At 38.3% G+C, this 21,547-nt stretch carries 24 protein-coding genes; 3 read left to right on the forward strand and 21 right to left on the reverse strand.

The window, feature by feature from the left end:
• Positions 1 to 51 precede the first annotated feature (51 nt).
• From ACM40_RS12220 to ACM40_RS12310, 19 genes are all read right to left on the reverse strand, one after another.
• Positions 52 to 999: a transketolase family protein gene (locus tag ACM40_RS12220; RefSeq protein ID WP_048503074.1), complete on the reverse strand. Its 948-nt coding sequence runs from the start codon at positions 997 to 999 to the stop codon at positions 52 to 54.
• A 61-nt stretch (positions 1,000 to 1,060) separates the two neighbouring features.
• Positions 1,061 to 1,915, reverse strand: coding sequence for a transketolase (locus tag ACM40_RS12225; protein ID WP_262483723.1), 855 nt, complete (start codon positions 1,913 to 1,915; stop codon positions 1,061 to 1,063).
• A gap of 106 nt (positions 1,916 to 2,021) precedes the next feature.
• Entirely contained in the window at positions 2,022 to 2,540 is a 519-nt protein-coding gene (locus tag ACM40_RS12230) for a hypothetical protein (protein WP_048503076.1), read from the reverse strand.
• A 39-nt stretch (positions 2,541 to 2,579) separates the two neighbouring features.
• A complete protein-coding gene (locus tag ACM40_RS12235) occupies positions 2,580 to 3,269 on the reverse strand; it encodes an SGNH/GDSL hydrolase family protein (protein WP_048503077.1) in 690 nt (229 codons plus the stop codon).
• 163 nt (positions 3,270 to 3,432) lie between these two features.
• Positions 3,433 to 4,872 carry a sodium:solute symporter gene (locus ACM40_RS12240; RefSeq protein ID WP_048503078.1) on the reverse strand — a complete coding sequence of 480 codons (1,440 nt, stop codon included), beginning with the start codon at positions 4,870 to 4,872 and terminating at the stop codon, positions 3,433 to 3,435.
• Between the two features lie 113 nt (positions 4,873 to 4,985).
• A complete protein-coding gene (locus tag ACM40_RS12245) occupies positions 4,986 to 5,273 on the reverse strand; it encodes a GNAT family N-acetyltransferase (protein WP_048503079.1) in 288 nt (95 codons plus the stop codon).
• 1 nt (position 5,274) lies between these two features.
• Positions 5,275 to 5,670 carry an OsmC family protein gene (locus ACM40_RS12250; protein ID WP_048503080.1) on the reverse strand — a complete coding sequence of 132 codons (396 nt, stop codon included), beginning with the start codon at positions 5,668 to 5,670 and terminating at the stop codon, positions 5,275 to 5,277.
• Positions 5,670 to 5,888, reverse strand: a complete 219-nt coding sequence (locus tag ACM40_RS12255) for a (4Fe-4S)-binding protein (protein ID WP_048503081.1) — start codon at positions 5,886 to 5,888, stop codon at positions 5,670 to 5,672. The genes ACM40_RS12250 and ACM40_RS12255 overlap by 1 nt, the downstream gene beginning before the upstream one ends.
• 1 nt (position 5,889) lies before the next feature.
• Entirely contained in the window at positions 5,890 to 6,468 is a 579-nt protein-coding gene (locus ACM40_RS12260; protein WP_048503082.1) for a TMEM175 family protein, read from the reverse strand.
• Positions 6,461 to 7,000 carry an NADPH-dependent FMN reductase gene (locus ACM40_RS12265; protein WP_048503083.1) on the reverse strand — a complete coding sequence of 180 codons (540 nt, stop codon included), beginning with the start codon at positions 6,998 to 7,000 and terminating at the stop codon, positions 6,461 to 6,463. The genes ACM40_RS12260 and ACM40_RS12265 overlap by 8 nt, the downstream gene beginning before the upstream one ends.
• Positions 7,001 to 7,020: 20 nt before the next feature.
• Positions 7,021 to 7,893 (reverse strand): subclass B3 metallo-beta-lactamase, encoded by an 873-nt coding sequence (gene bla / locus ACM40_RS12270; RefSeq protein WP_048503084.1) that lies wholly within the window; start codon positions 7,891 to 7,893, stop codon positions 7,021 to 7,023.
• Positions 7,894 to 7,895: 2 nt separating this feature from the next.
• Positions 7,896 to 8,798, reverse strand: a complete 903-nt coding sequence (locus ACM40_RS12275) for a pirin family protein (protein WP_048503085.1) — start codon at positions 8,796 to 8,798, stop codon at positions 7,896 to 7,898.
• A 57-nt stretch (positions 8,799 to 8,855) separates the two neighbouring features.
• Positions 8,856 to 9,167 (reverse strand): GNAT family N-acetyltransferase, encoded by a 312-nt coding sequence (locus tag ACM40_RS12280; RefSeq protein ID WP_048503086.1) that lies wholly within the window; start codon positions 9,165 to 9,167, stop codon positions 8,856 to 8,858.
• A gap of 137 nt (positions 9,168 to 9,304) precedes the next feature.
• Positions 9,305 to 10,180: a pirin family protein gene (locus tag ACM40_RS12285; RefSeq protein WP_048503087.1), complete on the reverse strand. Its 876-nt coding sequence runs from the start codon at positions 10,178 to 10,180 to the stop codon at positions 9,305 to 9,307.
• A 189-nt stretch (positions 10,181 to 10,369) separates the two neighbouring features.
• Positions 10,370 to 11,773 carry an MFS transporter gene (locus ACM40_RS12290; RefSeq protein ID WP_048503088.1) on the reverse strand — a complete coding sequence of 468 codons (1,404 nt, stop codon included), beginning with the start codon at positions 11,771 to 11,773 and terminating at the stop codon, positions 10,370 to 10,372.
• Between the two features lie 138 nt (positions 11,774 to 11,911).
• On the reverse strand, positions 11,912 to 12,724 hold the full coding sequence (locus ACM40_RS12295) for a hypothetical protein (RefSeq protein ID WP_048503089.1): 813 nt from the start codon (positions 12,722 to 12,724) through the stop codon (positions 11,912 to 11,914).
• Positions 12,725 to 13,038: 314 nt separating this feature from the next.
• A complete protein-coding gene (gene asnB / locus ACM40_RS12300) occupies positions 13,039 to 14,709 on the reverse strand; it encodes an asparagine synthase B (protein WP_048503090.1) in 1,671 nt (556 codons plus the stop codon).
• Between the two features lie 427 nt (positions 14,710 to 15,136).
• Complete coding sequence (locus ACM40_RS20845) at positions 15,137 to 15,265, reverse strand: hypothetical protein (RefSeq protein ID WP_262483720.1); 129 nt, start codon at positions 15,263 to 15,265, stop codon at positions 15,137 to 15,139.
• A 159-nt stretch (positions 15,266 to 15,424) separates the two neighbouring features.
• The gene (locus tag ACM40_RS12310) at positions 15,425 to 16,630 is read right to left on the reverse strand and encodes an RsmB/NOP family class I SAM-dependent RNA methyltransferase (RefSeq protein WP_048503092.1); all 1,206 of its coding nucleotides are present in this window, start codon (positions 16,628 to 16,630) and stop codon (positions 15,425 to 15,427) included.
• A 257-nt stretch (positions 16,631 to 16,887) separates the two neighbouring features.
• On the opposite strand from ACM40_RS12310, the gene ACM40_RS12315 reads away from it, so the two are divergent.
• Positions 16,888 to 17,232: a zinc ribbon domain-containing protein YjdM gene (locus tag ACM40_RS12315; RefSeq protein WP_040996693.1), complete on the forward strand. Its 345-nt coding sequence runs from the start codon at positions 16,888 to 16,890 to the stop codon at positions 17,230 to 17,232.
• Between the two features lie 347 nt (positions 17,233 to 17,579).
• Here ACM40_RS12315 and ACM40_RS12320 read toward each other — a convergent pair whose 3' ends face one another.
• Entirely contained in the window at positions 17,580 to 18,515 is a 936-nt protein-coding gene (locus ACM40_RS12320) for a sulfate/molybdate ABC transporter ATP-binding protein (protein ID WP_048503093.1), read from the reverse strand.
• Between the two features lie 75 nt (positions 18,516 to 18,590).
• On the opposite strand from ACM40_RS12320, the gene ACM40_RS12325 reads away from it, so the two are divergent.
• Entirely contained in the window at positions 18,591 to 19,250 is a 660-nt protein-coding gene (locus ACM40_RS12325) for a YceI family protein (protein ID WP_048503094.1), read from the forward strand.
• 126 nt (positions 19,251 to 19,376) lie between these two features.
• Entirely contained in the window at positions 19,377 to 20,387 is a 1,011-nt protein-coding gene (locus tag ACM40_RS12330) for a phenylalanine--tRNA ligase subunit alpha (RefSeq protein WP_048503095.1), read from the forward strand.
• Between the two features lie 333 nt (positions 20,388 to 20,720).
• On the opposite strand, the gene ACM40_RS12335 is transcribed toward ACM40_RS12330, so the two are convergent.
• The gene (locus ACM40_RS12335; RefSeq protein ID WP_048503096.1) at positions 20,721 to 21,488 is read right to left on the reverse strand and encodes a DUF3108 domain-containing protein; all 768 of its coding nucleotides are present in this window, start codon (positions 21,486 to 21,488) and stop codon (positions 20,721 to 20,723) included.
• Positions 21,489 to 21,547 lie beyond the last annotated feature (59 nt).

Consider the following 21,547-nt stretch of genomic DNA (forward strand, 5'->3'; position numbering starts at 1 on the left):
AGCTTGGGCTGGTTCAAAGAACCAGCCCGAGCCTATATCATAAAGCGTTTTCTAGTTCGCTAAAATTCTCTTCACAGCCTCTTTTACAGCAGCTGCATCTATCTTATATTTCTTCATCAGTTCCGCAGGGGTAGCAGATTCCCCGAAAGTATCGTTTACTGCTACAAATTCCTGTCTTGTAGGTCTCTTTCTTGCAAGCATTCCTGCAATAGATTCACCTAAACCGCCAAGATAGTTGTGCTCTTCAGCAGTAACAATCTTACCTGTTTTTTCAACAGATTTAAGGATGATTTCTTCATCCAGAGGCTTGATGGTGTGGATATTGATCACCTCACAGGAAATTCCTTCTTTTTCAAGCTCGTCAGCTGCTACAAGAGATTCCCATACAAGGTGTCCTGTGGCAACAATCGTTACATCGGTACCTTCCTGAAGAAGAATTCCTTTTCCGATCTCGAAAGGCATATCTTCCGGGATGAATACAGGAACGGTAGGTCTACCGAATCTTAAATATACAGGACCTTCATGATCAGCAATAGCAAGGGTAGCTGCTTTAGTCTGGTTGTAGTCACATGGGTTGATTACCGTCATGCCCGGAAGCATTTTCATCATACCGATATCTTCCAGAACCTGGTGGGTAGCTCCGTCTTCACCTAAAGTAAGGCCGGCGTGAGAGGCACAGATCTTTACATTTTTCCCTGAATAGGCAATAGACTGACGGATCTGGTCATACACTCTTGAAGTAGAGAAATTGGCGAAAGTTCCTGTAAAAGGAATTTTCCCTGTGATGCTTAAACCTGCAGCAATTCCCATCATATTCGCTTCTGCAATACCGATCTGAAAGAATCTTTCCGGAGCTTTTTCGATGAATTTTTCCATTTTCAAAGAACCGATAAGATCTGCGCAAAGTGCTACTACATTAGGATTTTTATCTGCAAGTTCTGCTAATCCGGCTCCGAATCCTGAACGTGTATCCTTTTTTTCTGTATATGTATATTTCATTATTAACTTAAAGATTTAAAAGATTTTAAAATTACTGATTACCAATACTGATTACTCATCATTAATAGTCAGCAGGAGCTTCCAGATATAATTGTTTGAATGCTGTTTCAAGCTGCTCATCATTTGGAGCTTTTCCGTGCCATGCGTGGGATCCCATCATATAATCTACACCGTAACCCATTTCCGTATGAAGTAGGATTACTACAGGCTTTCCTTTTCCAGTTTCAGTTTTTGCCTTCTCCAGGATGGCAATAACAGCTTCAAGGTCGTTACCGTTTTTCTCTTCTAAAACAGTCCATCCGAATGCTTCAAGTTTAGCATGTAAATTCCCTAAGCTCAATACATCATCAGTATCTCCATCAATCTGGCGTCCGTTATAGTCGATTGTTGAAATGATATTGTCAACTTTCTTACCGGCAGCATACATAAATGCTTCCCAAACCTGACCTTCCTGAAGTTCACCGTCCCCGTGAAGCGTATAAACTAGAGACTTGTCGCCATCCAGTTTTTTACCTTGAGCTACCCCAAGTGCTACAGAAAGTCCTTGTCCCAGAGATCCTGAAGCGATTCTGATTCCCGGAAGACCTTCGTGTGTCGTTGGGTGTCCCTGAAGTCTTGAATCCAGTTTTCTGAACGTTTTCAGCTCTTCTACCGGAAAGAAATTAAATCTCGCTAAAGTAGAGTAGTAAACCGGCGAAATATGTCCGTTTGAAAGATAAAAATGGTCTTCATTTTTGCCCTCCATGGTGAAAGGAAGGTTATAGTTCATTACTTTTCCGTAAAGTGCCGTAAAGAATTCTGTACAGCCCAAGCTTCCGCCCGGATGTCCTGAATTTACAGCATGGACCATTCTTAAAATGTCTCTTCTGATTTGTGTAGTAAGAGATTTCAGCTCTTCGATACTTTTACTCATTATATCTGATTTATTTGCACGCGAATTTACAATTTTTTAACGGCTTATGGAAATGTAAAAATCCGGATTATCGATCCGGATTTAGAATTATTTAATGAAAATGCTGATTTTAACAACCTTCGTTCAGGTATACTGAAATTTCCGTAATAATATTGTTGATGAATTTAAATGAAAGCTGGGTTCCGGCATCAAGATCTTCCAGCGTGAAATATCCTGTATCTTTAAGACGCTTTTCACCCTTTTCATCCCAGGCCGGGTGAACAGTGAAACTTGGATGATTTCTATAGGCATTAATCAGATCATCTTTGGTATTTCCGATTCCGATACCGCTTTTGGTTTTGAATTTTTTACTGGTAGTAGTTAATCCCATAACGCTTGCCACATTGGGTTTTGCTTCGCTTATATAGCTTTCATAAAGATCGATCTGGATGAGTTCACCGTTGTATTTAATGTTGTTTTTAATGGTTCCGTCCGTTATCTTCAGTTTTGTGCCTGCTACCTTTTCAGCTTCCGCTCTTTCCATAAAGATCTTGTAAGGTCCGATTCTCAGGGTAGAAACCTCAAAATCCTGCGCATTCATAAAACTGAATGCCAAAATGAATACGAAAAGTGAAATAATTTTTTTCATGGTTAATAATATAGGTCTTGAATTGAATTTGTTTGAGTATTATTTTTTTCCTAAAACTTTATTGATGGCGCTTTTAATAATCGGTTCCATCAATGCATATCCTGCAGGAGTAGGGTGGATGCCATCTTTGGCGAGGCCTTCACGCATGCCGCCCTTTGCATCACGCATAGCTGTATTGTAATCTGCGAAAATCAGCTTATTGCTTTGTGCATACTGTTTTAATTTACTGTTTAAAGCATCCACTTTCTGAGGCGCATCGGTTATTTCTTTACGCCACGGGAATGCAGCTGCAGGAAGTACGGATGCAATGATTACTTTTATCCCGTTGCTTTTGGCAATATCAGCCATTGCCTTGATATTATTAAAAGTAAAATCAGGGTTATAAATTCCCGTATTTTCAGCGATATCATTGGTCCCTGCATTGATAACAACCAGTCTTGGTTTTAAAGCTATAACATCATTTTGAAAACGCAGCAGCATCTGTGACGTGGTCTGCCCGCTGATGCCTCTGCCTGTATAATTATTTTCAGAGAAAAATTCCGGATGGCTTTTTACCCAGCCTTCTGTAATGGAATTGCCCATAAAGACTACATCCACTTTTTTCTTTGAATTTAAAATGACGGTATTGTCATCTTTGTATCTGGCAAGATTGGCAAAATCAACGGCGCTCTGAGCCTTTACGAATTCACCGAAAAGTAAACCGATGATAAGGAAAACGGATAATTTCATATAAAATATTGTTTGTGGTTACAGGTGCCGGAAAAGCACGGTTCTGCAAAAATACAATGAAACCAATGACCTTCACAAAAAATAAGCTAATTTTTGTAAAGATTGATTGTATTCCGGGAATATCTATTCAATAGAAATGGGCTTTAGCGCGTTTAAGTGAGCATTATTTCTTTCTGATCAGCCAAAGTCCTATGAACGTCAATAATCCGTTGATGATCAGCAGCTCCAGTCCGATTTTAAAATCTCCGAATAAGTTCTGCTGGTATTTATCAATGAAAAATGAAATTACTGGCGCTGCAATACATACATAAGGAACCAGGTTGTCGCGGACTTTGTATTTGGTGAAAATCCCAAAGGCAAAAAGTCCCAGCAGCGGTCCGTAAGTGAATCCTGCAAGCTTAAGGATCAGCCCGATCATAGAATTGTCATTAATCACTTTAAAAATAACTACCATAATCAGGAAAGAAAGTGCTACAATAAGATGTATTCTTTTTCTGAATTTTTCTTTTTTGGAATCGTCCCACTCTTTCTTTTCTTTCATCCCGAAAATATCAATACATAGGGAAGAGGTAAGGGCTGTCATGGCGCCGTCCGCACTTGGAAATAACGCTGATATTAAGGCAATAATGAAGATAATGGAAATAAATCCGGGCATATGATTTAAGGCAACGTCAGGGAAAAGCTGGTCTCCTGAGCTTGCTACATGCTCCTGAGCCCCGTACAGGTGAAGAAGTCCTCCCATATAAAGAAATAGTGAAATTACTCCAAGAAGAACAAACCCCAAAGTCACCATATTTTTCTGCGAATCTTTCAGTTTAGTTACAGATAAACTTTTCTGCATCATTTCCTGATCGATTCCCGTCATCGTAATGGTAATGAAAGCTCCTGCCAGGATCTGTTTGATGAAGAAGCTCTTTTGGTTAGGATCGAAATCAAAAATTTTGGTATAGCCTTTTTCCTGCATAGCCGTGAAACTTTCTCCGAAACTTAAACCTAAATGATTCAACATATAGACCGTACAGATGATCAGTCCTAAAAGCATACACGAAGTCTGCAAAGTATCTGTCCATACGATTGTTTTTACACCGCCTTCATAAGTATAAAGGATGATCATAGCCAAAATAATCAGTGTAGTTACAATAAATGGAACTCCCAAGCTATCCAGAATGGAAATCTGGAGAATATTTACCACCAGATATAATCTTGCCGTAGCGCCTACCAACCTTGAAACAATGAAGATCCATGCTCCCGATTTATAGGAAAGCTGGCCCATTCTCTGCTGAAGATAGCCGTAAATAGAGGTCAGTTTCAAACGGTAATATAAAGGAAGAAGAACGTAAGCTACCACAATATACCCGATAAGATAGCCCAATGTGATCTGAAGATAGGCAAATTTATCATTTCCTACGGCTCCCGGAACACTTACGAACGTTACCCCCGAAAGCGAAGTGCCGATCATTCCGAAAGCTACCAGCATCCAGTTACTCTTGCGGTTCCCGATAAAGAAACTCTCATTATCACTTCCTTTTCCTGTTCTGTAGGCTACCCAAAGCAGTAATGCGAAGTAGACGATAATAATAGACAGTAATATAACTGGAGACATAGTTTTTCAATTAAAATTTTACAAATATAGTTTTTTTATGTTCTGATAAAAAAGAAAAAGCCTTTCAGAATATAACATCTGAAAGGCCTGTATATTGAGGGGTAAAATCATCATTAGTTGACTAAAACATCCTGCAATTCTTCACTTTTCTGAAAACTTGCTTTGGCAAACGGACAAAGCGGGATGATCTTTTTGTGGTTTTTTCTGGCAAATTCCACTGCTGCCAGAAGCATTTCTTTTCCTACGCCTTTGCCGTTGTAGGCTTCTTCCACTTCCGTGTGGTCTATAATAAATCTTTCTTCTCCGGCCCAGGTATACGTCATCATTCCTGCGCGTCTTCCATCTATGAAAGCTTCAAAACTTCCGTGTTTTTCGTCGTTGTTTTGTTTTACTTCGGTCATATTATGAAAATTTGGTTAGTATTTCTATATCGTTGGTTAATATTTTGTGTACCGGGCAGGCATCTGCAATAGTGTGGAGCCTTTTCATCTGCTCGTCATCCAGAAGACCTTCAAAGCTTATTTCTCTTTTAAAAACAGCTCTTTTGGTTAAAGGATAATTTTCAAGCTCAACTTCCACATTAATGTTTTCCACATCCCATTCCTTTCTTTCAATATACATTCTTAAGGTAGCAGCAGTACAGCTTGCCAGAGAGGTTGCTAAGATCTCAAGTGGGTTGAAACCTTTATTCTGACCACCTTTGTCGATAGGTTCATCTGTGATGATCTTGTTTTCGCCGGCCGTTACCTCAGTATAATATTTTGTTTTTCCTAAACTTGCTTTTACAGTTACCGCCATTATTGCTCTGTATTGAATTTATAACTTAATGCTCCAGACGGGCACTGGTCTATCTGGTTTTTGAGTTCTTCAGGACTTGCGTTTTCGGCTTTTATCCAGGGTCTGTCTTTAGGGTTGTAGACTTTGGGAAGCATTTTTACGCAGACAGCCGAGTGGATGCACTTTTTGGGCTGCCAGATAACCGTAATATTACCATTGGGATATTCGTGTGTTTCCATATTAATTTTCTTTTAGGGATTTTTCGATTCTTCTGTCCGGAATCAGCCATATGAGAGCCACGAGATAATAAAAACCTATGGCAATATAAGGATAAAAAAATGAAACAGCGATTCCAAGGACATAAAATACAATCGAGATATATTCTTTAAATTTTGAATTTATTGCTTCTTTGAGTTTAGAATTTTCACCTTCATATTTCAGAATCAGGTTTTCCAGGATAGTATAGGCTACTGCAGACATAATGACACAGATCCCATAGGCTGCCACCGGATTACTTGCAAAATGGGTTGTCCCGATCCATTCTGTAGCAATAGGCATCAGCGAAAGCCAGAACAGCAGGTGGAGATTGGCCCAGAGAATACTTCCGTTCACTTTTTTTACTGCCTGAAAAAGGTGATGATGATTGTTCCAATAGATTCCTACATAAATAAAACTGAAAATATAAGCAAGAAATCTTGGAAGGAGAGGTTTAAGGCTGGCCCAGCTGCTCCCTTCCGGAACCTTCAGTTCAAGAACCATGATGGTGATGATGATCGCTAAAACACCGTCACTGAAAGCTTCCAATCTTCCCTTAGTCATTAGTTTTAATCTCGTTTTTAAAATGTTCTATCTTGTCTTTGAGCTCTTTAAGCATATCAGGATTAATAACACCGCTCTCGAGATCAAAATTTTCATAAAACTTCGGAAGCGAGAAAGTATCTTTGATATCTGCTGCAAACTGAGGGAAAAAAGTCTTGGCCGTATTCATCACATTACCACCGCCATATCCTCCGGGTGAAGTGCTCATCAGGAACATGGGTTTATTCTGAAACACTTTCACATTGATCCTTGACGACCAGTCGAAAACATTTTTAAAAGCAGAGCTGTAAGACCTGTTGTGTTCTGCGAGTGAGCAGATAATGACATCACATTCCTCAATTTGTTTCAAAAAGTTATGGGCCTCGTCCGGGAAACCTTTCTTTTCAAGATCCACAGAGAAAACAGGCATCGTGAAATCATTTAAATCTATTAAATTAATTTCCTTATCCTGAAAATCTTTCAGAACAAATTTTACCAGTTCCCTGTTAATGGAAGTGGAAGAAGTACTTCCTGCAAATGCCAGTATTTTCATGGTTTATTAATACTTAAATGTTATTTTTCTGATGAATCGTTTTTTATTTTTTCCAGATAATCTGCTTCTAATTTTCCAAGCTTTTGAAAATAGGCTTCTTTGTCCACAAATAATCTTGGATTATAAGGATCTCCAACTTTTCTTTTTGTATGAAGGTCAAACTGACTTGCATGAGAGGCTACCCAAATATCAAAATCTACATTTTTCATCGCTTTGAATGTCTCGGCATAATCTTTCTGGATATTTTGATAATCTTTTACATCAGAGAATTTCCTGTCAATAATGATGGAGGGCAGATTGGCAATTAGAACCTTATAAGTCTGATCTTTATCTTTGGTTTCGAATAGAAAGCTGCATGATCCCTTTGTATGCCCCGGATGATGAAGCAAAGTCAGGGTAGTATTCCCGAGTTTTATTTTACCATTGTTTTTCAAAAGATAATCAGGGGTTACAGGTTTAAAAGTTACTCCGTATTTTCCCATTTCGTAATCTGATTTTCCACCGCTTTTTAATTCCCCGGCATCTTTTTCATCAACATACAGCTTTGCACCTGTTTCTTTTTTGATATCAGCCATTGCTCCCATATGGTCAAAATGAGCCTGTGTAAGAGTCAGGATTTTGATATCCATATAATTAAAACCTAGTTTCTTGATATTATTTTTGATGACCGGAAGCGAATCTGCTAATCCCGTATTGATAAGAATATTTCCTTTATCGGTAACAATGAGATAAGATGCCAGATCATAAGTTCCTACATAATAGAGATTTCCTGCAATTCTGAAAGGTTCGTAAATTTTTGACCATTCTTCAGGATTGTTTTTGGGTTCACTTACTGTTTGTGCATGACCTGTAAAAGATATGATCATTAATAATACAAGAATTATTTTTTTCATTATTAAGGTTTTCTGTTTAAAGTAGCTTTAGGAAGCGGAACATATTCGTTTTCATCGCCGGGAACCAGAGGGAAAGCGTCATGATTCTGATCATTCCAGTTCACTTTCGCCTGCTCGATCATTTCTTTATCCGAATTGACAAAATTCCAGAATATAAAACGCTCCTCATCAAAAGGCTCACCACCGAAAAGATAGACCGTACCGTTTTCACTCATATCGAATTCGCAAAGCGTGGTATCTTTGGCAATCATTAATTGTTTTGAACCGTAAGAATTACCTTCAGTGGAAACCGTTCCGTCCAGTACGTACATGGCAGCTTCTCCGTAAAGATCCTTTCCGATGCTTATTTTTTTTGCCTCTTTGGTTTTGATCTCAATGAAAAATAATTTACTGTGAACAGGAACTGCAGATTTTCTTCCGAATGCTTCACCGGCAATCAGTTTATATTGGATACCCTCTTCTTCCCACACCGGGATTTCATCTGCTTCAACATGATGGAATGTAGGCTCTGACTGTTCCAGGTGTTTTGGAAGACCTACCCAGATCTGGAATCCGTGAAGTCTTTTATCGCTGTGTCTTAAATATTCAGGAGTTCTTTCCGAATGCACAACGCCTTTTCCGGCGGTCATCCAGTTAACAGCTCCAGGCTTTATTTCGATAGCACTTCCTATGCTGTCCCTGTGAAAAATAGATCCTTCTAAAAGGTAAGTCAGGGTTGATAATCCGATATGGGGATGTGGCGGAACATCAAGATTCTGATAATCCTTCAATTCAGAAGGTCCCATGTGATCGATAAAAACAAATGGCCCGACTGCTCTTTTTTCACGGAAAGGAAGAAGTCTTCCTACCAGGAAATTTCCTATATCTGCTGCTTTTTCCTCTATGATAAGTCCGATATTTGACATAATAAAATTGGATGTTTTTTAGTTTGCATTAATGAAAATAGATCTTTTAGATGGCAGCTACAATTTGTCGTATCCTTCAAACTTTTCATCAACGATGCGTTTCCACTCCGGATGTTTTCTGATGTAAGCAAAAACATACGGACAGAACGGGAGAAGCTTTTTCTGATTCTCTTCAATATAAGCCAAAGTTTTTTCTACAACAGCAACAGCTGCGCCCGTCCCTGCAAGTTCGGGATCTGCTTCGGTATGTACCAGGGCAATCTGATGCCCCATTTCGCGGTAATCGATAAAGGCGAAATGCCCGTCAATCTCTATTTCAAATCTTTTTCCTGTTTTTACAAGAGGAATATTTTCAAATTCAGGTTTCATAATTCTTTCTGTATGATAAATTAGCCGGCGGATTGCAAAGACACAAGTTTTAAATGATGTCTTTGCAGTTCACCAAACACAAGTATATAAAGTTAATAAAAAAGGAATAATCTAAGATTAAGATAAATTTAATTCTCTTAATCTTCCAGATAACCGAACTTTCCGGTGTTGTAATCTTCGAATGCCTGCATGATTTCTTCCCTGGTATTCATCACAAAAGGTCCGTGAGGATAAATGGGCTCATTGATGGGTTCTCCGCTGATGATCAGCACGATTGCATCTTCCTGAGCCTCGATACTGAATATCTCCCCTTCATTTTTAAACAAGATAAAATGATCTGAAGCAGCTTTTTCTTCTCTGTTTACAGTAATGCTTCCTTCAATCACTAATGCAGCGGTATTAAAATGAGCAGGGAAGCTGAATTCAGCTTTTCCGCCGGCTTTTAATTTGGCATTCATCATGTTCAGCGGTGTAAAAGTATATGCAGGGCCTTTTTGCCCATCATATTCTCCTGCAATGATTTCCACAAAACCGTTCTCACCGAGGTCAACACGCTTCATAGCTGAATTTTCTATAGCCTGATATTTCGGGCAGCTCATTTTATCTTTTGCCGGAAGGTTGACCCATAACTGGACCATCTGGAAAATACCGCCTTTTTTAGACCATTCGGTTTCATGATATTCTTTATGAAGAACTCCTTTGGCTGCGGTCATCCACTGCACATCACCTTCTCCTATGATTCCACCACCGCCGGCACTGTCATGATGTTCTACTTTACCCTGATAAGCTATAGTGACGGTTTCAAAACCTCTGTGTGGATGAACTCCTACACCACGTGGCCTTTCCGAACCGTTGAAATGGAATTTCGAATTGTAATCAAGCATAATGAACGGGTCCATTCTTTTCATGTCCAAACCTTGTACGCCCGGGATAAAATTATGAACTCTAAAACCATCTCCTACAAAATGTGCAGGTTTTGGTGATACCACGATTTCTACTTTTTTCGCTGTCATAATATGTGAATTTTATATAACAAAAATACTGAAGCAGAAAATCGGAGACATTGATCTGTGGTAAGTTCGTAAAAGGTGAAAAGGCCAAATAGTTAAAAGGCAAAGAGGCGAATCAGCAAATTTGCTTTCTTTGCTTTATTGCCTACTTTGTTCTTACAGTTTCGCCCTTTCGTTATTTAGCCTTTTCGCCTAATCCTCCTTCGATTTCATATTCTTCCCGTCCGAAATATGGAGTCTTCTGAAAACAAAGCCGGATATAATCGTCAGGATGCCTACAGTAAGAAAAGTATAGCGGAAAGCGTTGTGTGTTTCTCCTTCGATAAGATCAGAGCTTTCAAACAGTTTTAAAACAATCAGTCCGAAAGCGATCCCGAATCCGATAGCCAGCTGTTGGTTGACCGATATCAGGGAATTCCCGCTGCTGGTTTGGAAATTTCTGAGATCTGCAATGGAAATGGTATTCATTGAAGTAAACTGGATGGAGTTGAAGAATCCTAATATGGCAATAATAGGGACAAACCAGTATAAAGAAGTATGGATATCCGGAATAGCAAGCATACAGATCAGGGTTCCGATAATGAAGGTATTGACCATTAAGGTCTGGCGGTAACCGTATTTATTCAAAATTTTTATAACGGATGATTTCCCGAATATTGCAGTAAGGGCCATAGGAGCAATGATCCATCCTGACGTCACTGCCGACTGCTTGTAAGCAATCTGGATCATCAGGGGAAGCAGTAAAGGAACAGAGCTGATTCCTAAACGTGTGGCAAGGTTACCGACTATTCCTACCCGGAAAGTTCTTACCTGAAACAGATCTAAAGGGAAAATAGGATTTCCGCCTCTTCTGGCATGTTTGTAATAGTAGTACAGAAATAAAAATCCCAGGATAAATACAACAAGAACCGGGGTAATGTTCTGCATATCTCCGAAGAGTTCCAGTGAAATGGACAGTAGAAGCGATGCAGCAGCAAAGATTAAAAACCCTTTCAGGTCAAAATCTACATCCGTAGATTTGTAGTCGGGCATATATTTTAAGCCAAGGATAATTCCTAAAAAACCAATAGGGATGTTGATCAGGAAGATCCAGTGCCATGAAAGATAATCTACCATATACCCTCCGACCAGCGGACCAAGTACAGGGCCAATGAGGGCAGGAATGATGGCGAAATTCATGGCTTTAAGCAATTCGTTCTTATCAAAAGTCTTAATAAGTGCCAATTTTCCGACAGGCGTCATTAAACTTCCTCCCACACCCTGGATAACTCTTGAAATAACAAGATGGGTAAGATTTTGTGACATAGAGCAGAACAGGGAACCCAAGCTGAAGAGGATCAGTGAAAAAATAAATACTTTTTTTGTTCCAAACCGGTCTGCCAGGAAACCGCTTGCAGGCATAAAAACCGCCAGAGTCAGAACGTAGCTGATAATGGCATTCTGCATATTGAGCGGTGATTCATTCAGGTCCTTCGCAATGGAAGGCAGGGAAGTGTTCAGGATGGTAGAATCCAGCATCTGCATAAAAATAGCAGTGGCCAGGATGAGCGGAAGTATTTTTTTTACAGAGATCTGTTGCGGACTTGTTTCTGTCATTGGATGTAGACTGGAGGTATCTTTACTTCCAGATTTTTTTTATTGAAATCAGCTTCCGTGTGAAGCGGTTTAATCTTTAGATAAAGAATTCCCTATAAAATTAAAAAAGTCCTGTGAATTTTCACAGGACTTTTTTAATTATTTTTTTGTTTTTTCTACTCCTTTCCATTCGTCGCCGGCTTTTCTGTACTGGCTTAGGATGTAAGTTTTGAAATCTTTTGTTTTGTATTCAATATTATCGGTATTTTGTTCAAACGGCATAATGTAATAGTAGTCAACGTCTGTTTTGTCCGATTTGTTTCCTTTTTTCACAGATGGAACATATTTGGAAAACTTATAGTTGGGAAGATATTGTTTTAGTCTTGTATAAAAAGCTTTGTCTTCTTTTTCATCAGGGATGATATCTACAATATTGAAATCATCTTTTTTCTTGTCGATCCACAGGTAATAGGTTTTTTCTTCACCCAGGTTTCTGTTTAAGGAGTTGAAGGCAAATAACTCCTTTGGAACCAGTTCTTTGATTTTTTCAGGATCTACTTTAGTATAGTACTGTCCCTTAGACGGATCCACATAGGTTTCAAGGTTGTACATCAAAACTGAATTGTTCTCAAATTTTTTATTTTTAAAGTACTGATTTAAAGATAATTCTGCTGTTGCTCTGAGTTCTTTTCCTCTTTCATCCAGTTTTTTGGTAGGATTCTGAGGGTTTACTTTTTTTACAAACTCATATAAAACGACAGGTTTTACATCTTTCAGGTGAGGATACGTTTTAAGCTGTTCTGCTTTTACCAGCCAGTAAAACTGCTGATAATAGTCGTCCTTATCTACATCTTTCACGCTTTTGTAAGATAGGGCAAGCTTTTTTGAATTTAAGTATTTGCCATATTTTCCCTGTCCAAAAGCAAAACTGATGGATAGTAAGGCAAACAAAACAGTAAGATTTCTTCTCATTTTTTTATAATTGATATTTTCGTTGTCCAAATATAATTATTTATTAGATATTATTTTTGATTGTCAGTTAAATTATATTGATATTATTAACGTTATTCAAAAGAAAATCCCGTATTTCTACAGGATTGATAATTTTGTGTTATTGAGATTATGGGTGGATGTTTAGATTGAAGATAAAACCAAGAACCAAGAGTCAAGAATCAAGATTTCAGATGTGAGATTTAAGATTTCAGACTGTTTTCTAATGATTTGGCCTATAAGCTAAACCTCTCAAACCCTCAAGCTCTCCAACCTTACATCCATCCCGGAACTCCTTACTCATAGCTCGTCTCATGCACTTTCACTGCTCTTCCGCTCGGGTCATTCATTTTTTTGAAAGCTTCGTCCCATTCCAAAGCGATAGGCGTGGAACAGGCTACTGAAGGTACCGACGGAACGGTTGCTGCCGCCGTTTCACTCGGAAAATGTTCTTCGAAAATAGTTCTGTACCTGTATTCCTCTTTGTTTTGAGGAGTGTTCAGAGGGAATCTGAACCTTGCATTAGCCATCATTTCGTCAGTGACCTCTTTTTCAGCGACTTCTTTTAAAGTATCGATCCAGGAATATCCCACACCGTCTGAGAACTGTTCCTTTTGTCTCCAAACGATTGATTCTGGTAAAATATCCTCAAAAGCTTTTCTTAATACCCATTTTTCGATTTTCCCTTCTGCAGTGCTGATCATTTTATCTTTTGGATTAACGGTCATTGCAATGTCCATAAATTCTTTATCCAGGAAAGGAACTCTGCCTTCAATACCCCAGCTCATTAAAGCTTTGTTAGCTCTTAAACAGTCGTAAAGGTGTAGCTTGTTTAATTTTCTTACTGTTTCATCATGGAATTCTTTGGCGTTGGGTGCCTTATGGAAATACAGATAACCTCCGAACAACTCATCTGAACCTTCCCCAGACAGTACCATTTTGATTCCCATGGATTTGATTACTCTTGCCAGAAGATACATAGGGGTGGAAGCTCTGATGGTAGTCACGTCATAAGTTTCCAGATGATAGATCACATCACGTACAGCGTCCAGTCCTTCCTGAACGGTAAAATTTACTTCATGATGCACAGAACCGATATGGTCAGCCGCCTTTCTTGCTGCGGCCAGGTCAGGAGATCCTGTCAGTCCCACTGCAAAACTGTGAAGTCTTGGGTACCATGCTTCCTGAGTATCACCGCTTTCCACTCTCTGTCGTGCAAATTTTGCAGTAACTGCTGAAATAACAGACGAATCCAGGCCTCCGGAAAGAAGGACTCCATAAGGAACATCACTCATCAGCTGTCTGTGGACGGCATCTTCAAGGCCTTTTCTTATTTTGGATATATCGGTTTCGTTATCCTTTACATGGTCAAAGCTTTCCCAGTCTCTTTTGTACCACTGCTGAAGTTCAGTTCCGTCAGTGCTGTATACAAAATGTCCGGGAAGGAAGGTTTCAATGGTTTTGCAAACACCTTCCAGCGCTTTCAGTTCGGAAGCCACATAATAGTTTCCGTTTCTATCCCATCCCTGATAAAGAGGGCAGATTCCCATATGGTCGCGGGCAATCAGATAGATTCCTTTTTCTATATCGTAAAGGGCAAATGCAAAAATTCCGTTAAGTTTTTCAATGAAATCTTTTCCATATTTTCTGTATAGTGCCAGAATCACTTCACAGTCCGACTGGGTCTGAAATTCGAAATCCGGAAATTCTTCCTTTAATTCTCTGTGGTTATAAATTTCCCCGTTCACTGCAAGCACCACTTTTTCATCTTTAGTGAATAAAGGTTGCTTTCCTGAAGTAGGATCTACAATGGCAAGCCTTTCATGAGAAAATACAACTTTGTCATCCTGATATACACCGCTCCAGTCCGGACCACGGTGACGGATTTTTTTCGACATTTCTAAAACCTGAGGTCTTAATATTTCGGTCTTTTGTTTGGCGTCAAACAAACATACAATTCCACACATATTGTTACTTATTTGAAGCAAAATTAGTTTTGATGTTTAAAAATAACAATAAAAAATAAATAAAAGTTAAATTTTTTAATTAATTAAATCGATTAAATGAAAAATATTAACTTTTTGAATCGATTTGAGTGTGTTTAATTGATTTTTTTCGTTGAGTAAAAATGATGCTTATATCCTATACAAAATTAAAATGAAATAATTAATAATATATGGTAATTTATTATATGAATTTTAGCCCTTACTTTGTGGCTCGAAATAATTTTTTTTCATCATTTGTGTTTTTACCTTCTTGCAATTCTCTTTGCAAGAAGGTTTTGTTTTATAGGGACCCTAACAAAGCGCCTGAAACATTTCTGAAGCTGAAACTTGTACCTTCTGCTGTGCCCTGAGGGATTTACCTTGTATGATTAAGAACACAATCTGATCTTCACGAAACGAAAGAAAATGTCATTTTTCCGTCTGAGTAGATGGGATTAGTTTTAGGAACAAATTCATTACCGTTTTCCCAGCCTCCGTTGAATAATGAAAGCAATTTAAAGAGAGTTCTTTTGTGCATAAGCAAAGGTTCCTCAAATAATTTAATTTCTTTATAAGTAGGGATTTGCAATGCAGATGTTACAAATAAATTTATTAATATGAATAAAAATCCATGCTCAACAAAAAAGCTGCCCTGAAATAGAGCAGCTGTATATTTTATTATAGTGGATTTAGATAATTAAGAAACTCTTTCGATCAATGCCATATAGAATCCGTCGTAACCTTGACTTGGCATCACTTTGTCATCTTTAACCAGCTTAAAACCTGCATTGTTTTTCAGGAATTCTTCTACCTGTAAATTGTTTTCAGAAGGCAGGATAGAACATGTAGCATACACCATTTTTCCGCCTACTTTAACCATTTTAGAATAATCCTGAAGAATCTGCTGCTGCTCTTTTTTAATCCTGTCGATAAAATCCTGGTCAATTTTCCATTTGCTGTCCGGATTTCTTTTTAAAACACCAAGTCCTGAACATGGAGCATCAATCAGAAGTCGGTCTGCTTTATCATGAAGACGCTTGATCACTTTATTGTCAGAGATCATTCGGGTTTCAATATTATGGGCTCCCGCTCTTTTTGCACGGCGTTTCAGTTCAGCCAACTTCCATTCGAAGATATCTAAAGCTACAATCTGACCTTTATTTCCCATCAATGCAGCCAAATGTAGCGTTTTTCCACCTGCTCCGGCACATGCATCCACCACTCTCTGGCCTTCTTTTACATCAAGGAAATATCCGATCTTCTGCGAAGAGGCATCCTGCACTTCAAATAAACCTTCTTTAAAAGCTGTTGTAAGGAAAACATTTTTCTTTTCTTCAAGCTGTACGGCATCCGGATAATTTCTTACCGTGTAAGCCACCACACCTTCGTCTGAAAGATCAGAAATAAGTTCTTTTGGTGTTGTTTTCAGGCTGTTTGCCCTTAATACGGTAGGAGCCTGCTCGTTTAAAGCATGCATTTCCTTTTCCCAGCCCGGACCTAATTCTTTTTCCAAAGTTTCAGCCAGCCATTCAGGAATGGAATGTTCAATAGCTTTCGTAGGAACCGAATTTTTTTTAAGTTTGGTAAGGATATCTGCGATTTTAATTCCGTCAAATTCTTCAAACTTTTTGTAATTGGTTTTGCTCCAAAGAAGATAAGCGATGATCAGCTTATAAATATTGTTGGGTTTTACCCCTTCACCCATATAATATTCAAGGCGTTTTTTCCAGCGGATGATATTATAGAAAATCTCAGAAACAACGGCTCTGTCCTGGCTTCCCCATTTTTTATGAGCTTTTAAAAGTCTTTCGATTACCTTATCGGCATATTTGTTTTTCTCGAAAAATGTTTCTTGTAAAGCATCGTGAATTCCGATGGCCAGGTTTCTGTGAATAAGTTCCATAAATTTGCTTCGCTGTTTGAATCTGCAAAGGTACAAATTATAGTTGAGAATTGAATCGGGATTCGGGGCTCGTATTTGGAGTGGGAGAGTTTTAGGGTTTGAGAACCTGATTTATTTGCTAGATGCTAGTTGACACTTAAATTAGTGAGTAAACAGTCTGAAATATGAAATCTAGTATCTGAATTCTTGATTCTTAAGTTTCCATATCCGGTTTCTAACTCTAACTCAAAAATCTTACCTTTGCAAAAATCAAAAATATGAGTGATACTGTACTTTGTCCAAAATGTGGCTCCGAATTTACTTACCCAACTGATAATATGATGACCTGTTCTCAGTGCTTCTACGAATGGAGCCCGGAGGAAACAGCTGCTGAAACAGCTAATGAAGGAAAGATACTGGATTCAAACGGGAATGAACTTCAGGATGGGGATTCTGTAGTGGTTATTAAAGATCTTCCTGTGAAAGGAGCACCAAAACCTGTAAAAGCGGGGACGAAAGTTAAAAATATCCGTCTGAGACCGGACAGCGACCATAATATTGACTGTAAAATTGATGGCTTCGGGTCTATGGCTTTAAAATCAGAATTTGTGAAGAAAGCTTAAGGCTGGAAAATAAAAAAAGGAAAGAATTGGACAGTGTAATCTTTCAAAAGACTTAATTGCAGGGAGGTGCTAATGTCCGTCTTAAGGCAGAAAGAGAATTAACCAAAAATTTCCTTATGCTGTGGAAATACAAATGTAAGAAAAAGTTTCAAACCGCTTCTTAGATTTGTATTTTTTTTATCCACAAATTAACAATAACTATAAGGAAATGTAGAAGTTACAGATTGCTAAATCGTGAAACAGCGAAAAGCAAAAACGTTGGAAGGCGTCCTTATAAGGCGAAGAAAGCTAATAGGCTGAGAGGGTTGATTTGACTTTTTGCCCTTTAGCTTTTCTGAAATGTTGCCTTACTTAAATGATACTTTAATATTTCCTTCTACTTTGGAATCTGTGTAGACAATAAGTTCTTTATTCCTTACTTTAACCTTGTTCCAGTAATGATTACCGGCAAACCTGCTTTCCAGGAGTTCCGCTTCAGTTCCGTTATCTGAAATTTTGATGTCTTTGGGATAATAAGAAAACTTAGAAAGTTGGAATTCTGCTTTTTCCTCTTCACTAAATATATTCACTTCACCAAAAAGCCTGGCAACATAAGTATTATAAGGACTTTTATAGGTTTCCTCCGGGCTGTCGTTCTGGATCAGCCTTCCATCCTTCAGAATAACGATCTGGTCAAGCCAAGGCATAATGTCCTGAAGTTCGTGGGTAGAAATAATCAGGGAAATCCGGTGCTGCTTCACATATCTGAAGAGTCTTTCCCTAAGCTCTATTTTTCTCGGAAAATCCAGATTACTGAAAGGTTCATCCAGAATAAGCAGTTTAGGAAGTACAGAAAGTGCTCTGGCTATGGCCACACGCTGCTGCTGCCCTCCGCTTAAATATTTGGGAAGAACATGGGCGAATTCCTGAAGCCCGACCACTTCCAGAAGCTCCATAACCGTTGCTTTTTTCTGGGCTAAATTGATATTAGAAATGAATTTTCCTACATTTTCAGCAACAGTGGCATAAGGCATCAGATCAAAATTCTGGGCTACCAGCTTCATCTCAGCTTCCCCGGGAACCAGATTTCCTTTGGGGCCTAAAAGCCGGGTTCCGTTAAAAATAATTTCGCCGCTTTCCCAGTCCAGAAGCCCATAAATCAAATTGAGCAATGTAGATTTTCCACAGCCGCTTTCTCCTGCAAGTGCAATGATCCTGCCTTCCTCAAAACCCAGATTAAGGTTCTGAAACAAGGGTTTATCCTTGGTGTGGGAAAAATATAAATTGTTTATTTCTAAAAGCATAATACAAATGTAAGGTTTTTAGGAAAAAATAATTTTTTTTATTATATTAGCAGAAGTAATAAAAATATATCAAAAATGAGAAAAAAACTGTTTTCATTAGCTATTCCTGCTTTATTTGTAGCAGCTGTGGCGGTTTCTTGTAAAAAAGACAAACCGGTGACCAGCGAAAGCAACGAAGTGACTACTACAAAAGACGGGAACCAGTATACACTGGATACATTGAACAGTAAAGTGGAGTGGAAAGGATATAAAATATTCAAGTCAGAAAGTACAAGCCATTTCGGAACCATCAAATTTGAAAGTGGTGATGTAACGGTAAAAGACGGAAAACTTGAAAGTGGAAAATTTGTGGCGGATATGAGTTCTCTGACCTCTGTAGACCTTAAGGACGATGCTGAGCAGCTGGGGAAACTTAACGGGCATCTTAAGAGCGGCGATTTTTTTGAAGTGGAAAAATTCCCTACAGCTTCTTTTGAAATTACTAAAGTAACACCTTCTGCAGAAGGAGATTATAATACGCTTCTTGATGGAAATTTAACGATCAAGGGGATCTCGAAGCCGGTTCAGTTTAAAGCCAATGTTTCTGTAAAAGACGGAGAAGTAAGTGTGGCTACTGAACCTAAGGATATTAAAAGAGAAGAGTTTGGCGTAAAGTTCCAGGCTCCTGCTGAAAACGGAGTGATTAAGGATGAGGTAACTCTTCAGATCAACGTTAAAGCTTTAGAAAAGAAATAATTTTTTTATTTAAGTGAAATAAGTGATTGAAGTCTGCCTCCCGTAAAGGGGCAGATTTTTTTGTCACAGATTCATTATTAAACTTAAAAAACGTATTTTTGCAAAACATTTTGAAAGGGTAAAACAATGATAGAAAAGATAGAAGAACTACTTACCGAAGTAAACAGCTTCAATGCTACATCTAAAGAGGAAATTGAAAACTTCCGGATTAAGTATAATGGTAAAAAAGGTGTTCTGAATGATTTTTTTGAAAAATTTAAAGAAGTTCCAAACGACCAGAAAAAAGAATTCGGGCAAAAGATTAATTCTTTAAAACAGGCTGTTGCAATAAAACTGGAGGATCTGAAAGATGCTTCCCAGGCTGCTATTGTTACCGAAAAAGAAGATCTTACAAGACCTGCTTTTCCATTGGACCTTGGGTCGAGACACCCGATCAATCTGGTGAAAAACAGGATTATTGAAATTTTTAAATCCATAGGTTTCGCAGTAGCGGACGGTCCGGAAATAGAGGACGACTGGCATAACTTTACGGCGCTTAATCTTCCTGAATACCATCCGGCAAGAGATATGCAGGATACGTTCTTTATTGAGCAGAATCCGGATATCCTTTTAAGAACACATACTTCCTCCGTACAGATCCGTTATATGGAAGAAAATCAGCCGCCGATCAGAATTCTTTCCCCGGGAAGAGTGTTTAGAAATGAGGCTATTTCTTCACGTTCACACTGTATCTTCCACCAGATTGAAGGATTGTATATTGATGAGAATGTAAGCTTTGCAGACATGAAGCAGACGATCCAATTCTTTACAACCGAGCTTTTCGGAAAATCAAAGATCAGAATGAGACCTTCCTATTTCCCGTTCACAGAACCTAGTGCTGAAATTGATGTATATTGGGGATTAAACTCTGAAACCGATTACAGAATCACTAAAGGAACAGGATGGCTGGAAATCATGGGATGCGGAATGGTAGATCCTGCTGTTCTGAAAAATGTAAACATCGACTCTGAAAAATATTCGGGATATGCTTTCGGGATGGGTATTGAAAGAATTACGATGCTGCTTTACCAGATGAGCGATATCAGAATGTTCTTCGAAAATGATATAAGAACTTTAGAACAGTTTAAAACACTATAAAAAATCAAACCTCCGGAATTTCCGGAGGTTTTGTTTTTAATTACTGACCTAAGAAACAAAACGTAATTAAAAGCTGATCTTATTGAAATTTACAACGTGATTGTCTTATTCTGTTACAGTGAAACATTACTTTATATTAACTTTTCTTTTTCCAGCTTTGTCATGCTGAGCAGAGTCGAAGCGTGATATGAATATTTTAAACTCTCTCAGTCTTTTACCTCTTCTGTTATTAATAAGACAATCAAAAATTAAAATCTATTACATTCTCAGAATAAAAAAATACCGGCAAAAAAAGTCTGCCGGTATTTTTTAGTTAAAAGACTTGATGGTCTTCTATTTATATTTTAAAGGATATTTCACATTTTTAAGATCATCAATGCTTGCTTTCAGCGATCCAACAGCCAATTCAGCTTTTAGCAGCATAGGAATATGGTTGGCATCATTGGTCACCCACATCGTTACGCCTTCTTTTTCCTTGAAAACCCTTCCGCTTTTTACAGACGGGATAATCTTTAGACAGTTGATGGTGCCGAATTTTGTTTTCAGATCTTCTGTTCCGGTCACTTTTAGCTGGAAAGGAAACATTTCATCATCAATCCATACATTCATGTTGATAACGGTTCCCACCTTCAGCTCACTTGTACTTTTGCTTCTTAAATAATAAAAGCATGAAAGCATATCCTGAACTCCTTTCACAGACTTGATCACTTTTGAGCCGTTGGCAGGCGTTTTTTTATCAGTTAGGATCAGGGTATTATTGCTATGGTTGAAAACGGTTTCAAAATGCTGGCGATAGCTTCCTTCGCGTACATTTCTCACGTAAAAGCTCGGCAGTCCGGTTTCCATATTAATGAAGCTTTCATATAAATCTTCTACTTTAAAGAACGCTTTTACAGCACCTGTAGTCTGTCCTGTACCTTTTACGTAAAGATGCGAAGCGCCCATATAATTGGTTTTTTTTGCAGTAAGATTGGCGGTTCCGGCATTCAGGATTCCGTAGTGGATTCTGAATGTAATAGATTCACCGTCAGCAATATTATCGATCTGGGCATGGCCTAAAAGGAACGTGAATATTGCAAAAAGATTTAAAATTTTCTTCATGGTATGACATTTAACAAAAACATTGCCAAATTTAAGATTCTTAAGTATTTACGGAGATT

The sequence above is a fragment of the Chryseobacterium sp. BLS98 genome, from assembly GCF_001045445.1.
Taxonomy (GTDB): Bacteria; Bacteroidota; Bacteroidia; order Flavobacteriales; family Weeksellaceae; genus Chryseobacterium.